The 26,629-nt window shown below is 61.5% G+C and carries 24 protein-coding genes; 21 read left to right on the plus strand and 3 right to left on the minus strand.

Translation table 11 applies throughout. From position 1 onward, the window contains the following. Positions 1-36: 36 nt before the first annotated feature. Both AC3WJM_RS08715 and AC3WJM_RS08720 read left to right on the plus strand, forming a co-directional pair. A complete protein-coding gene (locus tag AC3WJM_RS08715) occupies positions 37-1,521 on the plus strand; it encodes a gamma-aminobutyraldehyde dehydrogenase (protein WP_492271653.1) in 1,485 nt (494 codons plus the stop codon). A 154-nt stretch (positions 1,522-1,675) separates the two neighbouring features. Beyond that, a complete protein-coding gene (locus tag AC3WJM_RS08720) occupies positions 1,676-3,181 on the plus strand; it encodes a CoA-acylating methylmalonate-semialdehyde dehydrogenase (protein ID WP_492271654.1) in 1,506 nt (501 codons plus the stop codon). A gap of 177 nt (positions 3,182-3,358) precedes the next feature. On the opposite strand, the gene AC3WJM_RS08725 is transcribed toward AC3WJM_RS08720, so the two are convergent. Continuing rightward, positions 3,359-4,888, minus strand: coding sequence for a PucR family transcriptional regulator (locus tag AC3WJM_RS08725; protein ID WP_492271655.1), 1,530 nt, complete (start codon positions 4,886-4,888; stop codon positions 3,359-3,361). An 86-nt stretch (positions 4,889-4,974) separates the two neighbouring features. Between AC3WJM_RS08725 and AC3WJM_RS08730 the strand changes: the two genes are divergently transcribed. Next, positions 4,975-6,342 carry an aspartate aminotransferase family protein gene (locus AC3WJM_RS08730; protein ID WP_492271656.1) on the plus strand — a complete coding sequence of 456 codons (1,368 nt, stop codon included), beginning with the start codon at positions 4,975-4,977 and terminating at the stop codon, positions 6,340-6,342. A gap of 390 nt (positions 6,343-6,732) precedes the next feature. Here AC3WJM_RS08730 and AC3WJM_RS08735 read toward each other — a convergent pair whose 3' ends face one another. Then, the gene (locus AC3WJM_RS08735; RefSeq protein ID WP_492259951.1) at positions 6,733-7,317 is read right to left on the minus strand and encodes a TetR/AcrR family transcriptional regulator; all 585 of its coding nucleotides are present in this window, start codon (positions 7,315-7,317) and stop codon (positions 6,733-6,735) included. Between the two features lie 358 nt (positions 7,318-7,675). Between AC3WJM_RS08735 and AC3WJM_RS08740 the strand changes: the two genes are divergently transcribed. The 10 genes from AC3WJM_RS08740 to AC3WJM_RS08785 all read left to right on the plus strand — a co-directional run bounded on the left by AC3WJM_RS08740 (position 7,676) and on the right by AC3WJM_RS08785 (position 17,210). After that, entirely contained in the window at positions 7,676-8,737 is a 1,062-nt protein-coding gene (locus tag AC3WJM_RS08740; protein ID WP_492271657.1) for an ABC transporter substrate-binding protein, read from the plus strand. A 98-nt stretch (positions 8,738-8,835) separates the two neighbouring features. Beyond that, a complete protein-coding gene (locus tag AC3WJM_RS08745; RefSeq protein WP_492271658.1) occupies positions 8,836-10,377 on the plus strand; it encodes an amidohydrolase in 1,542 nt (513 codons plus the stop codon). Beyond that, on the plus strand, positions 10,370-11,227 hold the full coding sequence (locus AC3WJM_RS08750) for an ABC transporter permease (RefSeq protein WP_492271659.1): 858 nt from the start codon (positions 10,370-10,372) through the stop codon (positions 11,225-11,227). Before AC3WJM_RS08745 ends, AC3WJM_RS08750 begins: the two co-directional genes overlap by 8 nt. After that, the gene (locus tag AC3WJM_RS08755) at positions 11,220-12,026 is read left to right on the plus strand and encodes an ABC transporter permease (protein WP_492271660.1); all 807 of its coding nucleotides are present in this window, start codon (positions 11,220-11,222) and stop codon (positions 12,024-12,026) included. Before AC3WJM_RS08750 ends, AC3WJM_RS08755 begins: the two co-directional genes overlap by 8 nt. Further along, positions 12,023-13,096, plus strand: coding sequence for an ABC transporter ATP-binding protein (locus AC3WJM_RS08760; RefSeq protein WP_492271661.1), 1,074 nt, complete (start codon positions 12,023-12,025; stop codon positions 13,094-13,096). Before AC3WJM_RS08755 ends, AC3WJM_RS08760 begins: the two co-directional genes overlap by 4 nt. After that, positions 13,096-14,628, plus strand: a complete 1,533-nt coding sequence (locus AC3WJM_RS08765) for an amidohydrolase (protein WP_492271673.1) — start codon at positions 13,096-13,098, stop codon at positions 14,626-14,628. Before AC3WJM_RS08760 ends, AC3WJM_RS08765 begins: the two co-directional genes overlap by 1 nt. Then, positions 14,628-15,998: an NAD(P)/FAD-dependent oxidoreductase gene (locus AC3WJM_RS08770; protein WP_492271674.1), complete on the plus strand. Its 1,371-nt coding sequence runs from the start codon at positions 14,628-14,630 to the stop codon at positions 15,996-15,998. The genes AC3WJM_RS08765 and AC3WJM_RS08770 overlap by 1 nt, the downstream gene beginning before the upstream one ends. Positions 15,999-16,006: 8 nt before the next feature. Next, complete coding sequence (locus AC3WJM_RS08775; protein WP_492271662.1) at positions 16,007-16,360, plus strand: cupin domain-containing protein; 354 nt, start codon at positions 16,007-16,009, stop codon at positions 16,358-16,360. Positions 16,361-16,458: 98 nt separating this feature from the next. Continuing rightward, the gene (locus AC3WJM_RS08780; protein WP_492271663.1) at positions 16,459-16,794 is read left to right on the plus strand and encodes a hypothetical protein; all 336 of its coding nucleotides are present in this window, start codon (positions 16,459-16,461) and stop codon (positions 16,792-16,794) included. Between the two features lie 197 nt (positions 16,795-16,991). Continuing rightward, a complete protein-coding gene (locus tag AC3WJM_RS08785; protein WP_492271664.1) occupies positions 16,992-17,210 on the plus strand; it encodes a hypothetical protein in 219 nt (72 codons plus the stop codon). A 322-nt stretch (positions 17,211-17,532) separates the two neighbouring features. Here AC3WJM_RS08785 and pdxR read toward each other — a convergent pair whose 3' ends face one another. Beyond that, complete coding sequence (gene pdxR, locus AC3WJM_RS08790) at positions 17,533-18,948, minus strand: MocR-like pyridoxine biosynthesis transcription factor PdxR (RefSeq protein ID WP_492271665.1); 1,416 nt, start codon at positions 18,946-18,948, stop codon at positions 17,533-17,535. Between the two features lie 121 nt (positions 18,949-19,069). Between pdxR and AC3WJM_RS08795 the strand changes: the two genes are divergently transcribed. From AC3WJM_RS08795 to AC3WJM_RS08830, 8 genes are all read left to right on the plus strand, one after another. Then, a complete protein-coding gene (locus AC3WJM_RS08795; protein WP_492271666.1) occupies positions 19,070-19,903 on the plus strand; it encodes a prephenate dehydratase in 834 nt (277 codons plus the stop codon). Between the two features lie 224 nt (positions 19,904-20,127). Then, positions 20,128-21,132 (plus strand): phosphotriesterase family protein, encoded by a 1,005-nt coding sequence (locus AC3WJM_RS08800; protein WP_492259963.1) that lies wholly within the window; start codon positions 20,128-20,130, stop codon positions 21,130-21,132. Between the two features lie 236 nt (positions 21,133-21,368). Next, complete coding sequence (locus tag AC3WJM_RS08805) at positions 21,369-22,259, plus strand: ABC transporter substrate-binding protein (RefSeq protein WP_492259964.1); 891 nt, start codon at positions 21,369-21,371, stop codon at positions 22,257-22,259. A gap of 33 nt (positions 22,260-22,292) precedes the next feature. Continuing rightward, positions 22,293-23,189 carry an ABC transporter substrate-binding protein gene (locus AC3WJM_RS08810; RefSeq protein WP_492271667.1) on the plus strand — a complete coding sequence of 299 codons (897 nt, stop codon included), beginning with the start codon at positions 22,293-22,295 and terminating at the stop codon, positions 23,187-23,189. A gap of 97 nt (positions 23,190-23,286) precedes the next feature. After that, a complete protein-coding gene (locus tag AC3WJM_RS08815; protein WP_492259966.1) occupies positions 23,287-24,147 on the plus strand; it encodes an amino acid ABC transporter permease in 861 nt (286 codons plus the stop codon). Further along, positions 24,140-24,904, plus strand: a complete 765-nt coding sequence (locus AC3WJM_RS08820) for an amino acid ABC transporter ATP-binding protein (protein ID WP_492271668.1) — start codon at positions 24,140-24,142, stop codon at positions 24,902-24,904. The genes AC3WJM_RS08815 and AC3WJM_RS08820 overlap by 8 nt, the downstream gene beginning before the upstream one ends. Before the next feature lie 73 nt (positions 24,905-24,977). Then, complete coding sequence (locus tag AC3WJM_RS08825) at positions 24,978-25,514, plus strand: GNAT family N-acetyltransferase (protein WP_492271669.1); 537 nt, start codon at positions 24,978-24,980, stop codon at positions 25,512-25,514. Then, positions 25,511-26,626: a pyridoxal phosphate-dependent aminotransferase gene (locus AC3WJM_RS08830; protein ID WP_492271670.1), complete on the plus strand. Its 1,116-nt coding sequence runs from the start codon at positions 25,511-25,513 to the stop codon at positions 26,624-26,626. Before AC3WJM_RS08825 ends, AC3WJM_RS08830 begins: the two co-directional genes overlap by 4 nt. Positions 26,627-26,629: the final 3 nt, after the last annotated feature.

The following is a 26,629-nucleotide window of genomic DNA, read 5'->3' on the forward strand; positions in this document are numbered from 1 at the left end:
TACCTCCTGACCGACTACGACAATAGGAGTTTCCTGATGCATCAATTCATCGATGGCCAATTCCGCGCGGGATCCGGCCTCGAAGCAAAAAGGATCAGCCCGGTGACTGGCGGGGCCGCGGAGATCATCCGTTACGCCGACGTCGGGGATGTCGACTACGCAGTAGCGTCGGCCAAGCGGGCGTTCATGGATTGGTCTCGGTGGGCTCCGGCGGAGCGCTCCGAAGTGCTCCAGCGACTGGCCGGAGAACTCCGGGTCCGCAGCAAAGAGCTCGCTGTCGTTGAAAGCGCGCAGACGGGCAAATCCATCCGGTTGGCTGCGGGCTTTGATGTCCCGGGCACAGTCGACAATGCGAGCTTCTTTGCGGGCGCCGCCCGGCACCTACCGGGTCTTGCCGCGGGGGAGTACGGCGCGGGCGGAACCTCAATGATCCGGCGGGAAGCAATCGGCGTCATTGGCTCCATTGCTCCTTGGAACTACCCCCTGCAGATGGCAGGTTGGAAGATCCTGCCGGCCATTGCAGCGGGTAACACCATTGTGCTCAAACCCTCTGAGCTGACCCCAGGTACGACCCTGATGTTTGCCGAGGCGGCCAAAGTTGCAGGCATCCCCGATGGTGTCATCAATATCGTCACTGGCACCGGGGAAGTGGTGGGGGAGCATTTGGTGAGGCATCCGGACGTCGATATGGTGTCCTTCACCGGGTCCACCGCCATCGGCCGGCACATCATGGCAGCAGCGAGTGCCACGGCTAAACGTGTGCATTTGGAGCTCGGCGGCAAGGCACCGTTCCTGGTGTTTGACGACGCAGACATCGAAGCTGCGGCTCACGGTGCAGTCGCCGCATCAATCATCAACGCCGGTCAGGACTGTACGGCCGCGACACGGGCGTACATTCAGGCGCCCGTGTATGGGGATTTCATCGAGAGAGTGGCCGAGTTGATGGACCGGGTGGTACTAGGTGACCCAATGGAGGCTTCAACAGACCTGGGCACTCTCATTTCGCACACGCATCGGGACAGAGTGGCCGGTTTCGTCAACCGTGCCCGTAGTCGCGGAGCGCGTATCCTTGCGGGCGGCCACGCCCCCGAGGGGGAACTCTCAGCAGGCGCGTTCTATCGGCCTACTCTCGTGGTGGACGTTGACCAAGCGTCGGAAATTGTCCAGGAAGAAGTGTTCGGGCCGGTGCTGACCGCGTTGCCATTCGACTCTGATGCTAACGGAATCACGTTGGCCAACGACACGCCCTACGGGCTGGCAGCCTCGGCATGGACAAACGATGTGGGGAGATCCCTCCGTGCAGCCCAGGATATTCAGGCTGGGTGCGTCTGGATAAACGAGCACATTCCTATCGTGTCGGAGATGCCCCACGGAGGGGTCAAGGCCTCTGGCTTTGGGAAGGACATGTCGACGTACTCACTTGAGGAATACACCAACGTCAAACATGTCGTCATGACCGGCGACCGGACTGCCCACAAGAAGTGGCAGGACATTGTTTTCAACGCGGGGCACGGCCAATGATTCTTCTTCGGCTGTGACCTCCGGTCCTGGACAAATGTCCTGAATGGGGAGCAAGGCTCGACATATATCGATCCCCGGGCGTGCACCTGAAATGCCTACAGTGGGAGGGAAATCCTCCGCATTCTCCAGCCTTTGTCCGAAAGCGAGAACATTCGTGTCCACTCTCCAAGAACTTCCTGTACTGTCCCACTGGATCGGGGGAGAAGAAGCACTCCCCTCCAGCGCCCGCACCGCCCCGGTCTTCGATCCCGCTCGCGGCGTCGAGACGAAGCGGGTGGCCTTGGCCAACGGCGCCGACATACAGGCGGCCATTACCTCTGCCCACAAGGCATTCCCGGCGTGGCGCGATACGTCCATTACCAAGCGCCAGCAGATCCTTTTCCGATTCCGTGAACTATTGAACGAGCGCAAGGGCGAACTGGCCGGGATCATCACCTGCGAACACGGCAAGGTAGTCTCCGACGCACTGGGCGAAATCACCCGAGGACTCGAAGTGGCCGAACTGGCCACTGGCTTCCCGCACCTCATCAAAGGTGAGCATTCAGAGAACGTCTCCACCGGCGTCGACGTTTACTCCACCAAGGCGCCCCTGGGCGTCGTCGGCATCATCAGCCCCTTCAACTTCCCTGCCATGGTGCCGCTCTGGTTCTTCCCGATCGCCATCGCCGCCGGCAACACTGTAATCCTCAAGCCAAGCGAAAAGGATCCCAGCGCCGCGAACTGGCTGGCCGCACTCTTCACCGAGGCCGGTCTTCCCGACGGTGTTTTCAACGTCCTGCACGGCGACAAGGAAGCCGTGGACGGTCTGTTGGCGCACCCCGACGTCAAGGCCATTTCCTTCGTCGGCTCGACGCCGATCGCCCAGTACATCTACGAGACTGCCGCCCGCAACGGCAAGCGCGTCCAGGCACTCGGCGGGGCCAAGAACCACATGCTGGTACTGCCCGACGCGGACCTGGACCTGACCGCCGACGCCGCCATCAACGCCGGCTTCGGTTCCGCCGGTGAACGCTGCATGGCCATCAGCGTGGTGGTCGCCGTCGAGCCCGTCGCTGACGAACTGATCGAAAAGATCACGTCCCGCATGTCCACCCTCCGCATCGGCGACGGCCGCCGCAATTGCGACATGGGACCGCTGGTCACCAAGCAGCACCGGGACAAGGTCGCGAGCTACATCGACCTTGCGACCGCCGACGGCGCCACGGTGGTCGTGGACGGCCGGAACGTTGAGGTGGACGGTGACCCGGACGGCTTCTGGCTCGGTCCCACGCTGATCGACGACGTTCCGGTCACCTCGCGCGTCTACCAGGAGGAAATCTTCGGACCCGTGCTATCTGTAGTCCGGGTGCGCAGTTACGAAGAGGGCCTGCAGCTCATCAACTCCGGCGCCTTTGGCAACGGCACGGCGATCTTCACGAACGACGGCGGCGCGGCCCGCCGCTTCCAGAACGAGGTGGAAGTGGGCATGGTCGGAATCAACGTGCCGATTCCGGTTCCCGTGGCCTACTACTCCTTCGGTGGCTTCAAGGACTCCATCTTCGGCAGCTCCAAGGCCTACGGCCTCCAGGGCTTCCAGTTCTTCACCCGGGAGAAGGCCATCACCTCGCGCTGGCTGGATCCGAGCCATGGCGGAATCAACCTGGGCTTCCCGCAAAACTAGGAACCAGAACCAAACAGGTGTCAGGGCCATCTGCAGTGGGCTCTGACAGCCAAGGCCTCCGGTGCGTCCCGCATCCCGAACGCGCCGGAGGCTCGCCGTCTTTTCCAGGCATTTAAGACGCTCGCTCACATATCGGCCGCCTTCATCCAACCCGCGCGCAGATATCCCCCGAAACCCCTAACTCTCCTCCAGAAACTGCACGGCCGCGAACAGTTCCAGCCTGTCCCGCAAGACATCGAGGTTGAGCCCCAGGACAGCTCCGGCTGCGTCGATCCGGTTCCTAAGGGTGTGCCGGTGTATCCCCAACTGGCGGGCGGTCAGGTCCCAGACGCAGTTGTTCCGCAACCACGCCGAAACCGTCGGCAGCAGTTGCGTCAGCTCAGCCTGATCGTGCTGAACCAAAGGCTCAAGGAGCCTTCGGGCCACCGATTCAGATTCTTCCCGCCGCAGCAGGCCCAGCATTCCGCCCTTGGTCATCTCCTCGAAGGCCACCATCGGGCGGGACAACTCTACGGCCCTCTGCAGGGATCGCTCGCCTTCTTTCAGCGCCGCGGCCAGATTGCCGAAGTCGGCCTCGCCAGAGGATCCAGCGGTCGCGCCGTACCTTTCCAACAGGCCCGCGACCTTTTGATGGAGTGCTGGCCCCGCCAGGACAACGACGTTCTCGTTACGCTGGGCATAGAAGACGGCACCGCGATGATCGTCAGACAACAGCTCAAGGGCCTCCAGGAGGTTCTGGCCTTCGCCCGGAGGCTGTGCCACCGTCACTACCAGCGGCTCAACAGGCAGCCTTCCCCACACTTGGCGCGCGGTCCGGTCCGCCACATCCGTGTTCCCAGCTAGTAGCTGCTCGAACACGCCCGCACGCAGATGGCGCCTTGCGGTGTCCAGCGTCCGCGTTTGCTCTAGCGCCAGGCTGGCCAACGCAATCACGCTGTTGATGATGTCCGTTCGTGCCGGGTCCAACGGCTCGATGGCGCCAAGCACCAGCACTCCCCTCAGATAGTGCCGTCGTCCCAAGGTCTGCAAGGTGATCTGCTCCCCTTCAACCGTCAGCTGGGAAACAGACCGGGAGCCTTGATCCAGCGCCTTCCTGACCGCCTCCGCCACCCCCGGCATCAGCGCAGAGGGCACCGGGCGGTTGTTGGGCATCAGAATGTTGTTCCCCGCGGCGTCGAACAGGGCAACCCAGCCCTGGAGCTGCCGCTCAAGCTCGGCGAGGATGGATCGCAGTCCGTCGGGGCGAAGCGCCGCCCTCGCGATGGCCCTCTGCGCCTGGAGCGACCACTCCGATCGCGCATTCTGCTCCCTCGCCAGCCAATCCGCCACGAAACGGATGATGGCAATGAAGGGCGTGCGGTCGGGAACCTCAACCAACGGCAGGCCGTGGTGCCGGCACGCATCCTCCAAGCCTTGCGGCAAGACCCCGTGGATGACCTGCGTGGCGAATCCGAGCCCGCTGATCCCGTGTTCTACGAGCCGCGCCACATACGCGCTGTAAAGATCATCGCCGGCGTTGTCGACCGGAAACTGCGTCCCGTCGGTCAGGAGGAGCTGTCCAGGGTCCAGGAACGGCGTCGGGTCATCAAGGTCGGAACTGTGTACCCACGAAACCTGGGCGTCAACGGCCGGACTGGCTCCGTCAGGCTGGACCAAGCGCAGGTTGAGGGAGCGGTTGCGAAGGATCGCATTGATGGTTGGCGGCACGCTTGTAGCCTACTTGGAAAAACGTAGTTCCGCGCCTTGCTGACTGTACAAATGTCGAAGGACTTTCACGCCCCTCCAGGAACATCATGAAAGGGAAGACCACGCCCCTACGAGAGGACCTTCCCGTGACTCCCAACCGGACTGCCCTGGCCGCACCCATCACCAACTTCGACGTCGTGGCCTTGGACAGGGCCAACGTCTTCCATTCCTGGTCCGCCCAGAAAACGCTGAACCCGTTGGCGATCGCCGGCGGGTCGGGCAGCACCGTTTGGGATCACGACGGACGGACGTACCTCGACTTCTCCAGCCAACTGGTCAACACCAACATCGGCCACCAGCACCCCCGCCTCATCGAGGCCATCAAGCAGCAGCTCGATACCCTCACGACGGTTGCCCCGGCCCACGCCAACTTCACGCGGGGTCTCGCGGCAAAAAAGATTCTCTCCCACGCGCCAGGCACCATGGACAAGGTGTTCTTCACGAACGGCGGCGCAGACGCCAACGAGAATGCCATCCGCATGGCGCGCCTGCACACCGGCCGTGACAAGGTCATCTCCCGCTACCGTTCGTACCACGGCAACACGGGGGCGGCGATCGTGGCGACGGGGGACTGGCGCCGTATCCGCAACGAATACTCCCGCGGCCACGTCCACGTCTTCGGCCCATACCTCTACCGCTCGGAGTTCTGGGCCGAGACACCTGAGCAGGAAGCCGGGCGCGCCCTGCAGCACCTGCGCCGGACCATCGAACTGGAAGGCCCCCAGTCCGTGGCCGCCGTGCTCCTCGAGACCGTTCCCGGTACCGCCGGAATCCTGGTCCCACCGCCCGGCTACCTTGAGGGCGTCCGCGCGCTGTGCGACGAACACGGAATCGTCCTCATCCTCGACGAGGTCATGGCCGGCTTCGGACGCACCGGCGACTGGTTCGCCCTGGACGCCTTCAACGTCCGCCCGGACCTCATCACCTTCGCCAAGGGCGTCAACTCCGGCTACGTCCCGGTGGGTGGCGTCATCATCTCCAAGGAAATCGCGGGCACGTTCGACGAGCGCGTCTTCCCCGGAGGCCTGACCTACTCCGGCCACCCCTTGGCCGCCGCTTCCATCGTGGCCTCCATCGATGCGTTCGAAGAGGACAACATTGTCGAAAATGCCGGGCTCATCGGCAGCGACCACCTCGAGCCCGGCTTGGCCACGCTTGCAGCAAGACACTCCGTGATCGGTGAGGTCCGCGGACGGGGCGTCTTCTGGGCCCTGGAACTCGTCGAAGACCGCCAGACCCGCAAGCCCGTCACCCCCTCGTTCATGGGACGAGTCAAGGCCGAGCTCATGAACCGCGGACTGCTGCCCTTCATCGCCGACAACCGCATCCACGTGGTCCCGCCCGCCGTGGTCACTCCCGAAGAAGTGCACCAGGCACTCGCGATCTACGACGACGCCCTGACTGCCGTCAGCTGAAAGAACTCAGCAGTTCTCGTCGGGAGCAGCCGGGTCCCCGAGCGAGGTCCGGCTGCGGGCAGCGACGAGGGCCACGCGGACGGTCGGGGATTTCGCTTCCGAGCATGCGCCGACCGTCCGCCAATCCGGATTGCCTGCCCATGGAAGGGCCTTTGAAACAGTCCTGTGAATCTTCGGGGACCGTTCGGCCCCTGCTAGGGGCGGCGACGGCCCGTCTGTCCGTCCTCGCCACGGTCCGTAAACGGAGCGACCAATTTAATAGCAACCTGTCGCCCAGCCCAAATGGAACATCGGCCGTCAGATCCAGGGGAGTTCTTGGGCCAGGAGGCCGTGGCGCCTGTGTGGGCAGCCAGCCTATCCAGCTTTAGCACACGTGCCGATCGAAGCGCCTCAGCTGCCCCGGGCATCAAGAAGCAACTTGTTCAGGAGGTGTTCCAGGGCCCTGTTTGCCTTCTCGTCGGTCCATATGTCCGGATCCTCGACAGACTTGACGTGAAAACCACGGCAAAACAGATACAGGATGTCCGCAATCTGCTCCGCATGGGCCAAGCCGGCGTCATGCGAGGATCGCAGGAACTCGGCATATGTGGTGTCCGTGACGGTCTTGACTACCTCATATGCCGCGTTTGCTCCCCGCACATCAGCGATGGCCTCAATCCAGAGCGCGCGCAGCACAATGTCCTCGGCTGAAGTGGTGCACATCCAACGCGCTACGCCAACCATACGCTCGATCCCCACCGTCCCGGACAGCCGTTCTTCGCGGTCGGCTCCCCACCCGGCGCGAGCATGCTCCAGTGCATTCACCATCAGTTGCGCGCGCGACGGAACAAAGTTGGTGATGAAGGCGGTGGACCGGCCAAGATGTTCTGCCACTGAGCGCAGTGTCACGCCGCGGCTGCCCCGCTCACTGGCAACCCGGATGGTTGCCTTGGCGATATCCGACAGGCGGACGGACTCGTTGACATCGATCGGCACGATCGGCACCCCTTTCGGTACGGCACGGAGAACTGCGAGGACGCCTTGCAGCCCGGCTCTTGACGTGTTCCTTCAGTAAGGATAGCTTGGTAAAACAATGTTGTAAAACATGTGAATATCTCAACGAGGCTCCTGAACTGCAGCTGCCTCAGTTGGCTCGAGTCAGACGCCAAAACCAGAACCACGTGGGTTCTGCGTCGAAACACGAACAGCACCCCTCCCGCATTCGTACGGGCAATCAGTCAGGCAGCGTGATCCGCTGAGGTGGCCGGGGAACATGCAAACCATTGCTTAGCGCAAACGCGCTGATGCCTCCACCCATGGGACAAAGCAGTCCTATCTTTCAAGGAGAAAACAGATGTCACATCGTAAACGGAGTGCGGCGGCAGCAGCCGCTCTGGCTCTCCTTCTAGCTGGCTGCGGCGCCTCGGCGTCCCCTGATGCTGCGTCCAGCTCGTCATCCGACACGGGGAAGCTGACTTTGGTCACCTATGGAAGTGCTTTCCAGGACGCACAGCAATCATCAATCATTGGTCCGTTCGAGAAGGACACCGGAACCAAGGTGACGGTGGAGAGTCCTGTGGACCCGGCCAAGCTCAAGGTCATGGCCGAGACCGGGAACCCCACATGGGACGTGTATGTGGCCGGCCAGCAGGATGTTCCCGCTTATTGTGGCAAGTATTTTGAAAAGCTGGACCTGAGCAACATCAAGAAGAGCGATTTTGCGGAAGGTACGGTCGAGGACTGTGGCGTGCCTTTGGACACGTATTCCTACACGATCGTTTACAACAAGAACAAGTACGGGAACAAGCCGCCGACCTCCATCGCTGACTTCTTCGACACGAATAAGTATCCGGGAAGCCGCGCAATGTCCAATGATCCTTCCGAGGGCAACCTTGAGCTTGCGCTGATCGCGGACGGCGTTTCGCCGGACCATCTGTACCCGCTCGACTATAACCGGGCGTTCAAGGTGCTGGACCGCGTCAAAGCCAACATGCTCTTCTGGTCCTCGGGAGCCGAACAAGTGCAGATGATGGAGCAGCAGCGCGCGGACATGATGCTGATCTGGTCAGGCCGAGGATATGAAGCTGCTCAGGCCGGAGCACCCTACGTCCCGGTCTGGCAGGACAACGTCTACCACTGGGCCTCGCTCGCTATCGTCAAGGGCTCGCCGAACAAGGTTGCCGCCCAGAAGTTCATCGACTACGCCGTATCCAAGGAGCCACAGACCCGCTGGGCAGAAAGCATCGCCTACGGCGCGGCGAATCTCGCGGCAACTCCCAAGCTGGACCCCATGAAGTCCGCCTGGGATTCAGCATCCAAGGACCATCGCGCTGTCTCCCACCAGGTTGACAACAGCTGGTGGGCCCAGAACCAGGACGATGTCGTTTCCCGCTGGACGGCCTGGACGGCCGGCTGACCCAGCCAGGCGTTCCACCGGCGGGCATTCGTCCCGCCGGCGGACACATCCCTTTTTGAAAGGCAACCGTGCATTCCATAGCACTGATTAATGGATCCGTGAGCACGCTCAACGAGCATGGATCCCGGAGCGAGAGCATCCTGATAGAGGACGGAATCGTCACAGTCCTCGGCACCACCGCCGAAGTGCTCGCAAAGACCAAGACCCTGCCGGGCATCCGTGTCGTCGATGTCGACGGCGCAACGATCCTGCCGGGACTTATCGATTCTCACACGCACGTCGAATTCTGTGCCTTGAGCCGTGAATGGCTCGACGTCCGGGGATTGCATCGGCAGGACACGCTCGAGCGTCTGCAGCAGAACCTCGGGAAAACCGTTGATGGCTGGCTGATCGCGCAGGGGACATTCGGGCAAGATCTTCCGAACCGTTCTGAACTTGATGCCGTTTCAGGCACCGTGCCCATCCTTGTTCGGGAGAGTATGCACCGGCTCAGCGCCAACTCGGCCGCTCTCGAGCGGGCCGGAATCGTACGCGGGTACACATCACCGCGCGGCACCCTGGTCGAACTTTCAGACGACGGAGTTCCTACCGGACGGGTTGACGAAGGGTTCCACCTGTTCCCGGTGCCGGCGACCTCACCGGAACGACTTCAACACATTCTCGAACTCGAACTGACGACGTCATTCGCCAGGCACGGCGTCACCACCGTCTACGAGTTACCGGCCACCGCCGAGGGAGTCAGTGCCTACCAACGGCTCAACGCCGACGGCCGCCTCCCCGTTCGCCTCAGCCTGACGCTCACGGTTGCGCCCGGATTGAACCCCATCCTGTCATCCGTCAGCCAGCTTGCGGGCATCGGGATCGGGAGCGGCTTCGGGAATGACCACCTGTGGCTCAACGGCGTCAAACTCTTCGTCGATGGCGATGACTCGTCGTCCTTCGATTCCCGGCATCTCGCCTTGAGCCCCAGCAAATGGGGTGCCGTGACCAGGCACTACGCAGACTTGGTCGAAGAGCTCGTCATTGCGGACAGGGCCGGCCTTCAAGTCTGGATTCACGCGATCGGAGACCTGGCACAAATGGTGGCCCTGGACGCCATCGACGAAGCGGGGCGGGTGTCCGAACCACGCGACCGGCGGACCCGGCTGGAGCACGTTGCGAACCAGTGGATCGACGAGGCCATGATCACCCGTCTTCGCGATTTGAGCGTCATCCCTGTGCCCACTGCCGGCTTCATCCATGCAGACGACGGCGCCGGGGTTTACGCCTACCGATCACTGGTACAGGCCGGTCTGATGCCACCGGGGAACTCCGACACCGGAGGGACCCAACCATTTGCCACCAACCCGTGGTTCGGTGTGGCGGCAATGCTCGACCGGCAGAACCGCGACGGGCTGGTGATCGACGCTGGTGAATCCGTGGACGTGGGAACCGCGATCCGCACCTACACGGAGTTCGCGGCCTATGCAGGCGGTCTTGAAGGTCAGATCGGGGTACTGCGCGTCGGCGGCCGCGGTGACTGCGCTGTCTATCGGCAGGACCCGCGGCACATGACACCGAGGGAGCTACGCGGGTTGGAGTCCGATCTGACCGTCGTCGGTGGACGCGTTGTTTGGAGCGATGGAGCACATGATGACTAGCACGTTGGCGAGGCCCGGAACCAAGCTGCACGGATCCCTGCTTGCAGTACCGGCGGTGGCCGTCGTCGTGGTGTTCTTTCTGGTCCCGCTCGTTGTTCTCTGTGCCCGGAGTTTCCTGGAGCCTCAACCAGGCTTCGGACAATACGCGCGTTTGTTCAGTGACCCAACCTCGATCACCATCCTCGTCCGGACCATGATCGTTGCCCTGCTGGTCACCGCCGTGACCCTGGTTCTGTCTTACCCATACGCCTACCTCATGAGCATTGCCAAGCCAAAGGCCAGATCAATCCTGCTGTTTCTTGTCTTGCTCCCGTTCTGGTCGAGTCTCATGGCCCGGACCTTTTCCTGGATCGTGCTCCTGCAGCCCAACGGGCCTATCGCGAACCTCCTCAGATCAATCGGCCTGGGCGGAATACCCCTGCTCGGCTCCCAGGTCGGCGTCACGATCGCGATGGCACAGGTTCTCCTTCCCTTTATGGTCCTGCCGCTCTACAACAACATGACCCAACTTGACCGGAATCTGCTCAGCGCGGCCTATTCGATGGGAGCGTCGCGCCAACGGGCGTTCATCAAGGTGTTTCTTCCCCTTTCATTACCAGGCGTAACCGCCGGATCGGTACTGGTATTCATCCTCGCCTTGGGGTTCTGGGTCACTCCCCGGCTGATCGGCTCACCCCAGCAGTCACTCATCGGCCAATTCATCGAGACCAAGGTGGGCAGGCTGCTGGACTTCGCCGGAGCCGGCGCTCTCTCCTTGGTCCTACTGGTCATCACAGGACTGCTCCTTGCCATCGCTCGCAGAGCAACGAGAGGCATCATGCCCTCTGAAGGAGGGGACAGCAATGAATGAGGAAAACAAATCCGGCTGGGGCCTGCGCCTGTGGGCCGTTCTGGTCGGTGCGATCCTGATTGCCCCCTTGCTCGTAGTGATTCCGGTCTCGTTCGCATCGCAAGAGAGCTTCGCGTTCCCACCAAAGGGGTTTGACCTTCATTGGTACGCAAACATTTTCGAGAATCCACGGTGGATCAATTCCATCGGGACCTCGGTTCTGATTGGTGTCCTGGTGACCGTCATGTCAACGATTCTCGGTACCACTGCCGCCCTTGGGATACGACGGATCCGGGGACGGGCCGCAACGATCATCACCGGGGCGCTCATGGCCCCCATGATCGTGCCCGGAATCGTCAGCGGTGTAGCCATCTACGCCACCTACCTTCGTTGGCACTTGACGGGCAACCTGCAGGGCTTCCTGCTGGCCCACACCGTTCTGGCAATGCCATTCGTTGTCATTACGGTGCTCTCCAGCCTTGCCGGTGTCGATCCCGCCTTGGAGCGGGCAGCCACAAGCCTGGGCGCCGGACCGCTGAGGACATTTTTCCGCGTCGTCCTTCCCGACATCTCCCGTGGGGTGACCTCAGGAGCCCTGTTCGCATTCGTCACCTCATTCGATGAAGTGGTCGCGGCAAGCTTCCTGCAGTCCCCGCAAGTTCGGACACTGCCGATCGAAATGTTCGTCAGCATGACCAACGAAGTGAATCCGACCATCGCGTCAGTCTCCACCATCATCCTGGCAGTGACAACGGTGGTTGTTCTGCTGCCCATGCTCGCCCGGAAAGGCGACCGGCGACAAAAGAAGGCAATGCAATGAGCACAAACACCTCCGGCGTTCGACTCGACGCCATCACCAAACGCTTCCGCACGGGCGCCGTCGGGATCGAGAATGCCTCGATCGATGTCGCGCCCGGTGAGTTCGTGACCTTCCTCGGACCCTCCGGGAGCGGGAAGACCACCACGCTGAATCTCATAGCCGGCTTTGCGAAGCCGACCTCGGGTCGAATCTGGATCGGCGGCAGGGACGTGACGGCGCTGTCCCCGGGCCGCCGCAACCTGGGAGTCGTGTTCCAGAACTACGCCCTGTTTCCGCACATGTCTGTCCGCGACAATGTCGCGTTCGGCTTGCATGGCCGTGGCCTATCGAAGTCAGAGAGCACAGACCGCATCAATGAAGCCATCGCCCTCGTTCACCTCAAGGGGTACGAAGACCGACTGCCGAGGCAGTGCTCCGGCGGCCAGCAACAACGCGTAGCCCTGGCGCGTGCTCTGGTCTATCGCCCCCCGGTGCTGCTTATGGACGAGCCACTCAGCGCACTCGACAAGGCGCTAAGGGATGAGATGCAGGTCGAGATTGGCCGCATCCATCGTGAAGTCGGTACCACGTTCCTCTTCGTCACCCACGACCAGGGCGAAGCGATGGGGCTGAGTGACCGAATCGTGCTGTTCAACAAAGGCTGCATCGAGCAGATCGGTACACCCTCTGAGCTGTATGAGCGTCCGCGGACGCTGTTCGCCGCGCGTTTCCTCGGGGAATCGAACGTCTTCCACGGAAAGAGTTCCGGCACCGAGGTCGCCTACGGCAATCGCGTTTTGCGCGTTCCGTCCTCGGACGTGTCCGGCGAGGCAGCCTTGATTGTCAGGCCGGAGCACCTCACCGTGATCCCCGCGGGGCAACAACCGTCCGGGCACAACGTCTTGCCGGCGGTGGTATCCGACGTGTCGTACTTCGGCAGTTTCCGTCGCATTCTGATTCAACTGCCGGATGGCACGCGCGGGCGCCTCCATGAAGCGGCCGGTCAAGGCGCGCTCACAGAGGGTGAACACATATGCGTTGGCTGGGACCCAGCGAACGGCGTCGTCGTGCCCGCCAACAGCGGAACGTGATGGGCCAGGAACGCAAGCTTTTCACTGGAGCAAATGCTCTCCTCGGAGGTAGGCAGACCCTGGTTCCGAGCGACGTGCTCGTGTGTGGGCCGCGTATTGAACAGATTGGACCTGCTGGAAGCATTGATGCGGCACGGGCTGATTCCGTGGTTGATTTGGTTGGGTCTGTACTTCTACCGGGGTTCGTAGACGGGCACTGCCACCTCGAGCTGACTCTCGCGGGTCTGGAGCATCACGTTTCCGTGCATTCACCCCCCCACCGCAGTTTGACGGAGATTCTGGAGCATCTGGCGCAGGCCAGGCAGTCCCAGCCACGGGGATGGATCATCGCACGGAGCTCCTTCGGGCTACAGCACAAAGTCGTGGAAGGCCGGCTGCCCCACAAGGACGAGCTTGACTGGATCAGCCCACGCGAACCCATGGTGGTGATGGCCGGCCTGCATGTAGCTTGCCTCAACACGGCTGCAATCACTGCGCTGGGGCTCGATGACCTGCGGTCCCTACCGTCCTGGATGGATGTAGACGTCGATAGATCAGGGCCGACAGGCGTGTTCACGGAAGTCTGGGACCGCCTGCCCACGCACTCATCGGCCGAGGTCATGTCTGCGTTGAGGGCGCACGCCCGCCCTACGTTCTCAGCTGTTGGCACCACGAGCCTCAGCACTATTTCGACTTCCGCGGATGATGTTCGGGCGTTGCACCGCCTGGCGAAGGCGAATGAGCTGCCGTTCCGTGTGCGGTTCTTCGTTCACGTCCCGCGAACTGCGAGCCTGGAAGAAGTCCTGGCGTGGGGGCCGGAATCCGGCTTCGGAGACGACATGTTGCGATTCGGCGGCGCCAAGACCTTCATCGACGGGGAAGGGGCGACGGCCTATGGGGAACATAGAGACGATACGAAATGGGACCGGGCGGAACTTGAACAGTTCGTGGATGCCGCGGATCGTTCAGGCGTCCAGCTGCTCATGCACGCAGTAACCCCGCACGCCATTCGGCTCGTATGTGAGGTGATCAACTCCATTGCTTCACGACGGCGTATGAATATGCGGCACCGGATTGAGCACGGTGCCGACTTCACCGACCCCGAAGACATTCCACTCGTTGCGGCTACCCCGGTACGACTTGTGGCTACACCGCATTTCGCTGTATCGGACGAAGGACATCAGCAGGGATTCCAGCCCCTTCGCCAGCTGATCGACGCAGGGTTTGAGGTCATCGGAGCAAGTGATGCAACCGGAACCGTTCCAGATGGAATCAGCCCGCTCCGGAACGTCAGTCTGGCGGCCAGCCGAACGGCGGGCGCGAAGCCTTCACCTCACCGGATTTCAGCTCTCGAAGGACTGCGCATGTTCGGGGAGTGGGCCGCCAAAGGAGTGGACGAACACCATGAGAAAGGAACCGTAGAAGTGGGTAAGTTAGCGGATTTTGTTGTAGTGGACCGGGACCCCTTGAGTGTTGACTCCTCGGATGTCGAACACGTCAAGGTGTTGTCCACTTTCCTGGGCGGAACGTTGATTTCCGGAGCCGCGAAATGATGCGCAACGGGGACGTGTCTTTTTGGTGGGACCAAGTCGGTCTGCACGCGCCCAGACCCTCCCTGCCCGGGGACACCCAGGTGGACGTCGCGATCGTGGGGGCAGGCTACACGGGGTTGTGGACTGCGTACTACTTGAAGAAGGCCGTCCCCGACATCCGGATCGCGGTCCTTGAGTCCCGCTTCGCAGGCTACGGAGCCTCCGGCCGAAATGGCGGCTGGCTAACGAACTCCGTGACCGGAGGGCTGGACCAGTACGTCGGTACTCACGGCCGGCAGGCGGCCGTCAATCAGCAGCACGCCATGAACCGGTCTGTGGACGAGGTGATCCGGGTCGCGTCGGAAGAGAACATCAACGCCGACATCCGAAAGGGGGGCGAGCTCAACGTTGCGTACACCCCCGCGCAGGCGCAGCGGCTCAACGCTTCGTTCACCACGCAGCGCGAATGGCCCGGAACGGACGTCGTCCTGCTGTCCGCAGAAGAATCGGCGGCCCGGGTGGGTGTCAGAGGCACCCTTGCAGGTATCTGGCATCCGCACTGTGCCCGCGTCCACCCGGCGAAGCTTGCCGTTGGTCTGGCGGCGGCGGTGGAAGCTTCCGGCGTGCCCATTTACGAGGGCACCCGCGTCAAATACATCCTGCCCGGTAGGGCGGAGACGGAACACGGGACGGTACATGCGGACCACGTCATCCGGGCGACGGAAGGGTTCACCGCTGATCTTGAGGGAGAGCACCGGACGTGGTTGCCCATGAACTCCTCAATGATCATCACCGAACCCCTCCCGAAGGAGTTCTGGGAGGAGATCGGCTGGTCCGGATATGAAGCCCTCAGCGACTTCGCACATGTCTACATGTATGCGCAGCGGACGGAGGATGACCGCATCGCGTTCGGCGGCCGCGGCGTCCCGTACCGCTACGGGTCCCGGGTCGACCAGGACGGCAGAACCGACCAGGCCACCATCCAAAGCCTCCGGAATCTGCTCGTGCGGTTCTTCCCCGCCGCACACGACGTCCAGGTCGATCACGCGTGGTCGGGCGTGCTCGGTGTCCCTCGGGACTGGTCAGCCAGCGTGCAGTACGACACGCGGACCGGGCTGGGATCGGCAGGCGGCTACGTCGGTACCGGTGTCACGACGACCAACCTGGCCGGACGCACCCTGACCGATCTTATTCTCCGACGCGACACTGATCTGACACGTTTGCCCTGGACGAACCATCAGGCCCGCAACTGGGAGTTTGAACCCCTTCGGTGGCTGGCCGTCCAGACAATTTACGGGGCATACCGGGCGGCCGACCGCAATGAATGCCGCTCTGGTCGACCAGGAACGTCAGCGCTTGCGAGCATCGCAGGCCTCATCTCAGGAAGGTAAGCAGAAGAATGAGGGACACTGTAGGAACAGTCGTGGTGGCCAAACCTGCCACCATTCAACTTGGACGGACGGCGTTGAAGGAGACATCCTTGACAGCCGGGCAGGTCGAAACGAGCAAATCGATATGGGAGGCCGCCGGGACGGAGGTGGGATTTTGGGAATGCTCCCCGGGCCGTTTCACTGCCTCCCGTGAGGGCTATGCCGAGATCTGCCAGGTTCTTACCGGCAGGGCCACGCTGACGGACAGCGCCGGAAATTCGGTGACGGTCTGCGCCGGTGACACACTGATCACCCCGGAGGGCTGGCAAGGGGTATGGGACGTCCACACCACAATCCGCAAGCTATACGTGATCGTGCGTTGACCCCGTCACCGGAGCGGGGGCCTTTCCGCTCAGTGCAACTGGTCGAAGAGCTTGCCATGCTCCCCGAGCACTGCGCGTCAGCAGGAAGGACAGTCTCGATGGAGCAGGCGCGCATCAATGAGATTGTGGTGAAAGGGCACTGCCGGCATTCCCACGGCCCGCCATTGACGCCTGCCGAATGGGTGTTCCTGAACCCAGACGACAGAGTTTGCGTTGAACGAGAAAACGAAAACGTCACAACCGGCATGGTGGACATCGTTGCCCCGGACGCGTCAATCTTCTGGATCTGGCTCGATGGGGGCCGTGGACGGGTGGCCATTCACCAGGACGATGACGTCAGCGTGTGGTTCGAGGAAGCCCGCCCCTGGTTCACTCTCGAGCGGCTTCAGCTCCCGCCGGGGGCCGCCAGCGTGGTTGTGCCCTGGCAAGAATGAAGAATCCCTTTGCGCGTGGATGAGGCCGCGAATCGACCGCGCACCCGCAGCCGGCGGCCCCATCCGTGCGGTGACCTTTCCCGCGAACAAGTCCGGGACGTATTCGCGCACGGCAAACCCGATCGCCGCGGTTCAACCACGGTCTCCGTCATTATCGACCGGAGACAATCAATCACAGCCAGAAGAAAGCAAGCACGATGAACGAAAACACACAGGATCAACCCCTAACGCTCACGGCAACCAGCAAGGACATGCTGGAACACGAGCTCAACGACGCTGTATTGCTGATGCAGGGAAAGGCAATGACAGAAGGCCTCCGCGGAATCCTGGTCATTCATGAGGCGCCGGGTCGCTGCACTGTGGCCCTGAGCCATGACGTCCCATTTGGTCTGACGAGAGAAAAGCAGGCGTGGTAGCAGAACGGCGGATTTCATGCGAGCACGGCTACGCACTGCGACTATTGGAGCGGTTGTCAACCAGCGGTCCTGTTGAAAGACGAGGCGTTGGTGCAGAGCTCTGCCGGGCGCAGCTAGCGCCGGGAACGAAACTCCCGCCCCGTCTTAGCCACCGGACGCCTCCGAGACCGGGTTCCTGCAGGAAGCAATGGCCAGCGGGCTCCAGCCGTCGGCCGTGGCGGGATCAGCTATTCGTCTAATTAGTCAAGGGGTGAGGCCTCTTGGACCCGGCTGTCGTCGGATCAGCAGTTGCGATTGGCAGTCGGAAGGGCTGTTTGGAATCTCAAATGCTTGGGCCAGTGGAGATCACCTCAGCCAATATGGCGACGCCTTCTCTCATCGCTGACTCGGTAAGGCCTGCGTATCCGAGGACAAGAGCTGGGGGCAGGTTTCGGGAACCGTGTCCGTACTGGGATAGGCCAAGAACCTTGACTCCTCTTTCCGCGGCCCGGCTTACTACATGGTGTTCGTCCACCCCATCGGGCAGTTGAAGCACTGCGTGGAGGCCTGCGGCGATTCCGTCTGCTGTCGATCCGGGAAGATGGTGTTGGACGAGGTCACTTAGAAGTTGCTGTTTTCGGCCGTAATCGAGGCGAATTCGGCGCAGGTGGCGGTCAAGTTGGCCGGTATCCATAAGAAATGCCATGGCTAGCTGATCAAGGACTGACACGCCAAGGTCAACGGATGCCCTTATTCGTGACACTGCCAAGCCAATGCGTTGTGGCGCCACCATCCAACCGAGGCGCAGTGCCGGGCTCAAAATTTTGCTTGTGGAGCCGATGTACACGACGTGCTCCGGGTCCAACGCCTGCAACGTACCGACCGGGTGCCGGTCGTACCGAAACTCTCCGTCATAGTCATCTTCGACGATCAAGCCATCGCGGGCTTGGGCCCAGTGAAGCAGTTCTGCCCGCCGTTCCGGGGCCATGACAACGCCGAGCGGGAACTGGTGAGCCGGCGTCGTCAGTACAACCCGGACGTCGTTACGCTCAGCAAGGTCCTTTACCCGGATTCCCTTCTCGTCGACGGAGATGGGGACAATTCGGAGTCCGGCCTCCTCCAAAGGAGGACAAAGCCGCGTCCACCCCGGATCCTCTATGGCTATTGAGGTGTGCCCCTCGCGTCGCAAGGCGCGTGCGAGTAGGCCGATTGCATGCACGGTCCCACCGCACGCGATCACGTCGGGCGGGTCGGCGCGCACTCCCCGGGTTCTGCGAAGCCGTTGGGCCAGGGCCGTCCTGAACTGAGGTGCCCCGTCGGGCACGGGGTATGCAAGGTCGCGGGGAGATGCATTGGCCATCACATGTGCTGCTGCTTTGGCCCATTCCGCCCGCGGAAAGGCACTAAGGTCAGCGAAGGCGGCGGAGAAGGTGATCCGGGGTTCACTTGGTGGCAGTTCAAGGGCTCTGCGTTCGGGCGTGGTGATGGCCAAGGAGGTGACCACGGTACCGGATCCCGGCCGCGATACCAACAGCCCTTCAGACGTCAACTCTTCATATGCCTCGACCACGACCCATCGCGAACAGCCGAGTTGCGACGCCAACGTTCGGCTGGGCGGCAGCGGCGCCCCGACGGACAGCCTTCCGTCTGCAATCGCTGATCGTATCGCAACGGTGAGGCGCCAGCGCATCGGGCGATTGGAATCCTCAAGTTCCAAAAACAGCTCGGCTATCGACGGCATTGTCGAGCGAACGGCCATAGCGGACTCCCTCCAAGATTGGACTGGCCTGATTGCGTCAGATTGGCCTGTACAGACCGGTCCAATGTACCGCACGATTGTGACTAGCAGCACATAATTTCCTTGACTGAAAGGGGCCCAGATGAAGATTGGCTATCTCGGACCGAATGGGTCCTTCCATTCAAAAGCCGTAGCCCCGCTCCTTGCTGCCTGGTATGCGGAGGGGGAGCCACGCTCCACCCCGGCAGATCTTGTAGCGGCCGTCGCCCGGGGTGATCTCGACTTCGGGCTGTTGGCGGTGGAAACTAACTTGAACGGCCTGATCGGCCCGCATCTGAGGTCGATTTTCGGAAGCGATGTCGAGATTTCCGGAGAGGTCGTCTACGAAGCCGTCATGGCGTTCGCGGTGCGACCTGGTGTCTGCCTTGACCAAGTCACCGCGGTGTACAGCCATCCGGAGGCGCTGGCTGAATGCGACCAGTGGCTATCCAGCCACGTCCCGCAGGCATCCCGTGTCCCCGCGAACTCCACAGCATCGGGCGTGGAGATGGTCACTGCAACGGTTCACGGTTTCGGAGCGGCCATTGCCCACCGCAGTGCCGCCGAAGCAGCCGGGCTGGATGTACTCGCAGATGGAATCGCCGATCCGCCTGGAGACATTACTCGTTTCTGGCTCCTGGGGCGTGATCGAGAGCGGCTCCAACAGCCAGACCGGTGCACGGTGCTGATTGAGCCGGAGTCGCGCGACCTCGCGGGGATCCAGGCGGCGTTGGTTCGGTCCGGTCTGTCGCTGTCCCGCTTTGACTGCATCACCACTAGGGCTCACTTGGGGGAATACCGGGTCCTTGTCGAAGCTTCCGCGACCGACTTCCGTGACGTCCGGCGGCTTCAGGACGAGCTTGCTGGTGCTGCGCGGTCCGTCCGCCTGCTCGGCTGGTATCCCAGCGCAAGGCTGGCGAACATGAGCGACCTCTAACCACTCGGCAAGTACAACGACTGAATAGAAAGAACGAGAAAGATGAAAAGCATCACCCGGCTCATCATGCCAGCAGTGTCGGTTACCGTTGTTGCTGCATCTGTCACAGCCCTGAAGGAACATGCCTGTTCCTTCCCAACTGTCGATCTGCCGGTGGCGTCATGGGCCCTATGATCGAGACCGCTCGTGGAACGGTGGCAGCTGACGGGCTAGGGCGGGTGCTCATGCATGAACACACCTACGTGAACTGGACTCAGGAGTTCCCCACTGACGGGTTGGTTGTTGACCGCGTGGTCCTTGAGGCTGAGCTTGCGGCATTTCGCGATGTAGGCGGAGGCACTATCGTCGACTTAACGCCGGCCGAGATGACTGTGGGTGCCTCGCCAGACCCAGCGGGCCTGCTCGATGGCTCGCCGTCGGACGAGGGTTACTTACCGCTCGGGTCACGCACGCCATCAAACATCCGTGCCATCAAGGCGCTATCGGACGCCACGGGCGTGCATATCGTCTTGGGTACCGGACACTACCGGGACTCGTTCTTCGATGATGTGTTGTTCGCGGACGCAAGCATCGACTCCCTGGCAGAAGCATTTGTTCGGGACCTGACAGAGGGCTTCCCCGGCGGGGGAGGAATAAGGGCCGGAATCATCGGCGAGATCGGAAGCGACGACTGGAGAATCACGCCCCGGGAAGAACTAGTTCTGCGGGCTGCGGCGCGGGCCCAGCTGCAAACTGGAGTCGCGATCTCCCTGCATTCGGTCGCCTACCCCACCGGGATTGCGCAAGTGGAGATCCTGCGTGAGGAAAATGTCGACCCGGCACGAATCATTGTCGGTCACTGCGACACTGTCCATGAACCTGGCTATCGCGAAGCTTTGGCGAGGGCGGGTGTTTGGGTCCAGCTCGATACGATCCGAGGGACCAGTGAACAGGACACAGAGCGCAAGCTAGGCTACCTCCTCGCGCTCCTCGAAGCAGGTTACGCAGACCGGATTCTACTTTCGCAGGACGTTGGCAAACGCAGCCTTCTACGAGCCTCTGGCCATTACGGGTACACATTCCTGTTCGGTCACTTCCTAGGCCTGCTTCAAGAACGAGGCATTTCGGCAGAAGTCATCGATCAGCTGGTCGTTGATAATCCAGCACGGAGTTTAAGTGGTATCGACAACCTGAGCCCGTTCCGTGGAGAGATTGAAGAGGCTGAGGGCCGGCCGAAGTGGCGATTTTGAGCATGCCTGTCGCTTTAGGCTGTGGGCCCATCATTGTTCCGCCAAGAGTCTGCCCCAATGCACTGGTCCCCGGTCGTCAAAGCCTCAACCGCCGACTTCGAGGGCATCTGGCAGACCGAAGACGAGCTTGCTCCGGAAGCATCGTTTGTTCGTAGCTTCGGCTGGCACACGAGTCAGCCAACCCCTTTGGCACCACCCCAACAACGGACAGCGTTGTCCAAGAATGCGAGTGTTAGATGAAGAGATTGTGTGTCATCTCGGCAGTATCCGTGGCACTGATCACAGTGTCGCTCACAGCCTGTAATGCGCAGAAAGTAGGCGATTCTGCAGGTCCCGGTGTTCAAGGATCTACGGCGCCGCTCTTCAACGAGCTTCCGAGCAGTGTCAAGGCAGCTGGCGTGCTCAAAGTCGGACTTGCCGCAAGCGCCGAACCGTTCGCAATCATCGACCATGACGGGCGCACCATCGTCGGCGTGGACCCCGACCTTGCCAGGGGCATCGAGCAATATCTCGGTGTGCCGGTGGACCTGCAGAACATCGCCTTCGACCAGTCGGTACCCTCGGTGAATTCGCATCGCGTAGACGCTTACTGGACGTGGACCAGTGATACTCCGGTCAAGCGGCAGCAAGTCGACATTGTCGACTTCGCGACCACCGGCTCGGGGATCATGGTCAGGAAGGGCAATCCTCAAAACATCACAGCTTACGAGGACCTCTGCGGCAAGACGGTCGCGGCGGAGGCGGGCGCGGACCATGTGCAAAATCTTCGACGGCTTAGCGAACAGACTTGCATCCCCAACGGGAAACCTGCGGTCACGGTCCTGACGTTCGACTCTATCCCAGCCGCACTGTTGCAGATCAAACAGGGCCGTGCCGATGCCGTTGTCACGGCCTACGCCGTGTGCGCTTATACCGGTAAGCAAAGTCCCGACTACGATCTCGCCGGGGCAATCAACAACCCCGTCCGGGCAGGAATCGTCGTGGCCAAGGACCGCACGGACATCCGCGACGTCTTGAGGGATGCTGTCCAACGCCTGATCGACTCCGGGGAATACGGCCGGATCATGGACAAGTGGGGTGTCGGAGGGGCTGCGATCAGCAAGGCGACAATCAATGACCCGGCATAGGGAACAACCTCTTAATATGAAGAAGGAGAAAAGATGAAGGGCTTCACCCGCCTTATCGTGCAAGCAGTGTCGCTTGCCGTTGTTGCTGCATCTGTCACAGCCTGTAATGCGCAGAAAGTAAGCGACTCCGCAAGCCCAGGTGCTCAAGGATCTACGGCTCCGCTTTACCGTGAGCTCCCGAGCAGCGTCCAAGCAGCCGGGACCCTGAAGCTTGGAACTGATGCGACATCTGAGCCGTTTGCCATCGTGGGCAAGGACGGCCACACGATCGAAGGAATCAATGCCGACATGGCCCAGGCCGTCCAGCCACTCCTTGGAGTTAATATCGACTTGGAGAATGTTGCCTTCGACCAGTCCGTCCCCTCTGTTCAGACTCACCGGGTGGATGCCTATTGGGACTGGTCAACCGACCGGCCGGAAAAACGGGCCCAGGTCGACCTTATTGACTTCGCCACAACCGGTGCCGGGCTCCTTGTCGCAGAGGGGAACCCCAAGCACGTCGGGAGCTTCGGCGATCTCTGCGGGGGGACGGTTGCCGTACAAGAGGGTAGCAACAACGTCGACATCACCAAGAAGGGCAGCGACGTCGACTGCGTCGGCAAAGGCAGATCACCGATCTCTATCCTGACCTTCGAATCCGTGCCGGCTGCGCTCCTGCAGATCAAGCAGGGCCGCGCCGAGGCCGTTGTCACGGCCTACGCTGTTTGCGCCTACCTCGGCAAGCAAAGCCCCGACTACGACCTCGCCGGCGCCATCATCGGTCCGGCACGGGCAGGTATCACCGTAGCGAAGGATCGCACCGACATGCGCTCCGTCCTCCAGAAGGCGATCCAGCAACTGATGGATTCAGGGAAGTACAAAGCCATTCTCGACAAGTGGGGTATCGGCGGGGCCGCAATCAGCAAAGCGACAATCAATGACGGGGCATAAGGAAGAGAGCGAGGGTTCGATGACCACCATGCACCCAAATTCAGACACGGAAAACCGGGAAGGCAGGAGTGTGCCGCCCGTCAAGGCGGATACGGCAGTGGACCCGCCAGTCGTGCGACGCCGCCATTATGGCCGGGCGGTCACCTCACTCATACTCCTGGCCGCGGCCGCCGGACTGCTGATAGCGTTCGCCAACGCAAAGATCAACTACGCAGTCACCTTGGAATTCCTCTTCGATGGAACTGTTCTGCAGGGGGCAATAAATACGCTGGTTATGAGCGTGCTGGCTATGATCATCGGCTTGATCCTGGGGACGGCCAGCGCCATCGCATCCATGTCCAAAAGCCCGGTCCTGCGCACAGTGTCGTCAATATACACGTGGCTCTTTCGAGGAACACCGGTCCTCGTCCAGCTCCTGCTCTGGTACAACTTAGCGCTGGTATTCCCCACAATGACGATCCCCGGGCTCGGCACCTACCTGACCACGAGCCTGATTACACCCTTCGTCGCGGCTCTTGTCGGTCTGGGCCTGAACGAGGGTGCGTACATGAGTGAAATCGTCCGCGGTGGTCTCTTGGCTGTCGGACACGGCCAGCGGCAGGCAGCCGAAGCCCTTGGCATGAGCCCTTTCGTCGCGATGCGCGTAGTGATTCTTCCCCAAGCGTTCAGAGTGGCTCTCCCTGGGACTGGAAATCAGTTCGTGATCATGCTGAAGTCGTCTGCCATGGCCAGCGTTATCCAATACGGTGAAGTTCTCTACGCGAGCCAGACGATCTACCAGCGCAATTTTGCCATCATTGAGCTTCTCCTCGTGGCCTCATTCTGGTACATCGTCCTGACCACTGTCTTCACCTTCATCCAAGGACGGGTGGAGCGCCGACTTGGCCGATCCGCTCTTATATCGCACTCAGCATCGCAAGCACGCCCATCCTGGTGGGCTCGGAGGAACAATGACTGACACGATCCTCGACATCCGCAATGTCGGAAAATTCTATGCGTCCTTGGAGGTCCTGAAGGATGTCAACTTCAGCCTGGAACGAGGCTCGATAGCTTGCATTATCGGCCCATCCGGGTCAGGAAAGTCGACCCTTCTCCGGACCATTAATCACCTTGAAAGCATCGACAGTGGTCGCATCGAGGTTAACGGCTCTGTCGTCGGTTATCGACAAGCCCATGGAAAGCTTATGGAAATGTCCCCGAAGGAGTCGGCCAGAAGCCGCTGCGGAATCGGCATGGTTTTTCAGAGCTTCAATCTTTTCCCTCATATGACCGCCCTGGAAAACGTCGCTGCCGGCTCCATCCACGTTCGTAAGGTGAAGAAGTCCGACGCAATGCACGAGGCGAGACTCCTGCTTGCCCGGGTCGGGCTTGAAACCAAAGAGGCAGCCTACCCCGCCACCCTGTCTGGAGGACAACAGCAGCGGGTTGCCATTGCCCGGGCCCTCGCGATGAACCCGGAACTCATGTTGTTCGATGAGCCCACCTCAGCCCTTGACCCCGAACTTGTCGGCGAAGTGCTCCACGTCATCCGAGAACTCGCCGAGAGCGGGATGAGCATGGTGATTGTGACGCATGAGATAGCGTTCGCACGGGATGTTGCCGACGTCGTCATCATGATGGACGGGGGCACGATCCTAGAGGTCGGTCCTCCCGAGAGCGTCCTCGCCAATCCACGGCACCCCAGGACCCAGTCGTTCCTGGCCATGGTTCGATGACGGCGCCAACCAGGCCTCGGTCCGGGATCTCCGAAGCAATTTCGACGGGCGAGCCCGCAGGGACGAGGCCCCGGTGACTGCAGAAATAGAGGACATCACTGTGGTCGAGCTCTCTGTCTGGGACGTCGACCTGGTGCGGGAGCTGTGGGGGGAGTTGTTGGCCTATCATCATCAAACCGCGCCCGAACTGGCCCGCACCGGTGCCGCTCTTACCGTTGAGGAATCCTGGCCGAAGCGTCGCGCTGAGTACGTCGACTGGTTCCGGAGCGCTGCCGGCCGGCTCTTCACGGCACAAATCAACGGCCGCCCCGTCGGCTACTGTTTTGTCCGCCTCGGCCCCGCCAGCAACTCCTGGGATTGGGGCAGCATCGGAATACTCGAAACGCTGGTCGTGCGCGGAGACTCTCGCGGACATGGCGTGGGCACTCGCTTGTTCAATTCAGCCCTACAGTACCTCGGCGGAGTTGGCGCCCAAACCCTCAAAATCTCGGTCGTCACTGCCAACAAGGCCGCCATCGACTTCTACCGCCGACTCGGGGCCCGCGACCACCTTCTGACACTGGCAAGCCCTATTCATCCCATACCACCTAGCTCAAAGGAGATACCTTGAACGGCCCACCGCACACTGCCTTGGTCCAACGGATCGAAGCCGCCTCACGCCGGCCAGAGAACCTTGGGCAGGCGTCGCCCGGAGTCATCTCGCTCGCCGTTGGCGAACCCGGAGAGGACACACCGTCGCGCATTGTCGACGCTGCGATCGAAGCACTGCGTGCCGGCCGAACCCGATACTCCCCGGATGCCGGTATCCCTGAGCTTCGCAGAGCCCTGGCCAGGAACCTGACGGACACCATCGGAACAGACGTTGACGAAGGTCAGGTCCTGCTCACTCACGGAGCGGCAGCTGGACTGGCTGCTACCTTCCTTGCCTTGCTGAATCCCGGAGACACAGTCGTCTTACCAGAGCCTACGTATTCGTTGTACACCGATCACACCGCCATGGCCGGTGCCCGACACCACTGGGTCCCGCTCACGCCAAGCGGCCACCTCGATGTCCCCGCAATCGAGGCAGCTGTCGAGCAGACGCGCGCCCGTCTGCTTGTGCTGTGCAACCCTGGCAACCCAACAGGTGCCGTCTTCACACGCGCTGAGCTCGAAGCCGTCGCAAAAGTTCTCGAGCGTTACCCCCAGCTTCGCCTTGTCTGCGATGAAGCGTACGCCGATATCATCCTCAGCAGCTCGGGATTCTGGTCGGCCCTGCACTTGCGGGAAGTCGCTGAACGTGTGGTGGTGGTCCGCACTTTCTCGAAAACCTACGCAATGACAGGCTGGCGCCTGGGATACGTTGTGGCCACGCCGCATTTAATCGACGCGATCGGGCTGATCCACCGCACATTCGCCGGCTCGATCAACACCGCCGTCCAGGATGCTGCACTGGCGGCACTGAACCCCGATCCGGACTGGCATGAAACTCAGATCACGGGCTACCGCCGGCGTCGGGACCTGGTCAGACAATTTCTCTCTGACGTTCCCGGTGTTCAATACGAGCCCACGGAAGGGGCGTTTTACGCCTTCGTGCGCATCGATTCGCCGCTGTCATCTGGAGAGCTCACCGCATATCTGGCCGAGGCCGGCGTCCAGGTACGTTCAGGGGACTGTCCGATAAACGGTGGATTCAGGGGTTGGTCTGACACGCCGGGCAGCGTGCCTGGCAGGGAGGACTGATCA

The sequence above is a fragment of the Arthrobacter sp. FW306-1B-G06A genome (assembly GCF_058781765.1).

Bases quoted from the DNA above. Each gene is read 5' to 3' on its own strand.
- AC3WJM_RS08715 (WP_492271653.1), top strand. From the start codon at position 37: ATGCATCAATTCATCGATGGCCAATTCCGCGCGGGATCCGGCCTCGAA.
- AC3WJM_RS08730 (WP_492271656.1), top strand. From the start codon at position 4,975: ATGAAAGGGAAGACCACGCCCCTACGAGAGGACCTTCCCGTGACTCCC.
- AC3WJM_RS08740 (WP_492271657.1), top strand. From the start codon at position 7,676: ATGTCACATCGTAAACGGAGTGCGGCGGCAGCAGCCGCTCTGGCTCTC.
- AC3WJM_RS08750 (WP_492271659.1), top strand. From the start codon at position 10,370: ATGACTAGCACGTTGGCGAGGCCCGGAACCAAGCTGCACGGATCCCTG.
- AC3WJM_RS08755 (WP_492271660.1), top strand. From the start codon at position 11,220: ATGAATGAGGAAAACAAATCCGGCTGGGGCCTGCGCCTGTGGGCCGTT.
- AC3WJM_RS08760 (WP_492271661.1), top strand. From the start codon at position 12,023: ATGAGCACAAACACCTCCGGCGTTCGACTCGACGCCATCACCAAACGC.
- AC3WJM_RS08765 (WP_492271673.1), top strand. From the start codon at position 13,096: ATGGGCCAGGAACGCAAGCTTTTCACTGGAGCAAATGCTCTCCTCGGA.
- AC3WJM_RS08770 (WP_492271674.1), top strand. From the start codon at position 14,628: ATGCGCAACGGGGACGTGTCTTTTTGGTGGGACCAAGTCGGTCTGCAC.
- AC3WJM_RS08775 (WP_492271662.1), top strand. From the start codon at position 16,007: ATGAGGGACACTGTAGGAACAGTCGTGGTGGCCAAACCTGCCACCATT.
- AC3WJM_RS08780 (WP_492271663.1), top strand. From the start codon at position 16,459: ATGGAGCAGGCGCGCATCAATGAGATTGTGGTGAAAGGGCACTGCCGG.
- AC3WJM_RS08785 (WP_492271664.1), top strand. From the start codon at position 16,992: ATGAACGAAAACACACAGGATCAACCCCTAACGCTCACGGCAACCAGC.
- pdxR (WP_492271665.1), bottom strand. From the start codon at position 18,948: ATGGCCGTTCGCTCGACAATGCCGTCGATAGCCGAGCTGTTTTTGGAA.
- AC3WJM_RS08795 (WP_492271666.1), top strand. From the start codon at position 19,070: ATGAAGATTGGCTATCTCGGACCGAATGGGTCCTTCCATTCAAAAGCC.
- AC3WJM_RS08800 (WP_492259963.1), top strand. From the start codon at position 20,128: ATGCATGAACACACCTACGTGAACTGGACTCAGGAGTTCCCCACTGAC.
- AC3WJM_RS08805 (WP_492259964.1), top strand. From the start codon at position 21,369: ATGAAGAGATTGTGTGTCATCTCGGCAGTATCCGTGGCACTGATCACA.
- AC3WJM_RS08810 (WP_492271667.1), top strand. From the start codon at position 22,293: ATGAAGGGCTTCACCCGCCTTATCGTGCAAGCAGTGTCGCTTGCCGTT.
- AC3WJM_RS08820 (WP_492271668.1), top strand. From the start codon at position 24,140: ATGACTGACACGATCCTCGACATCCGCAATGTCGGAAAATTCTATGCG.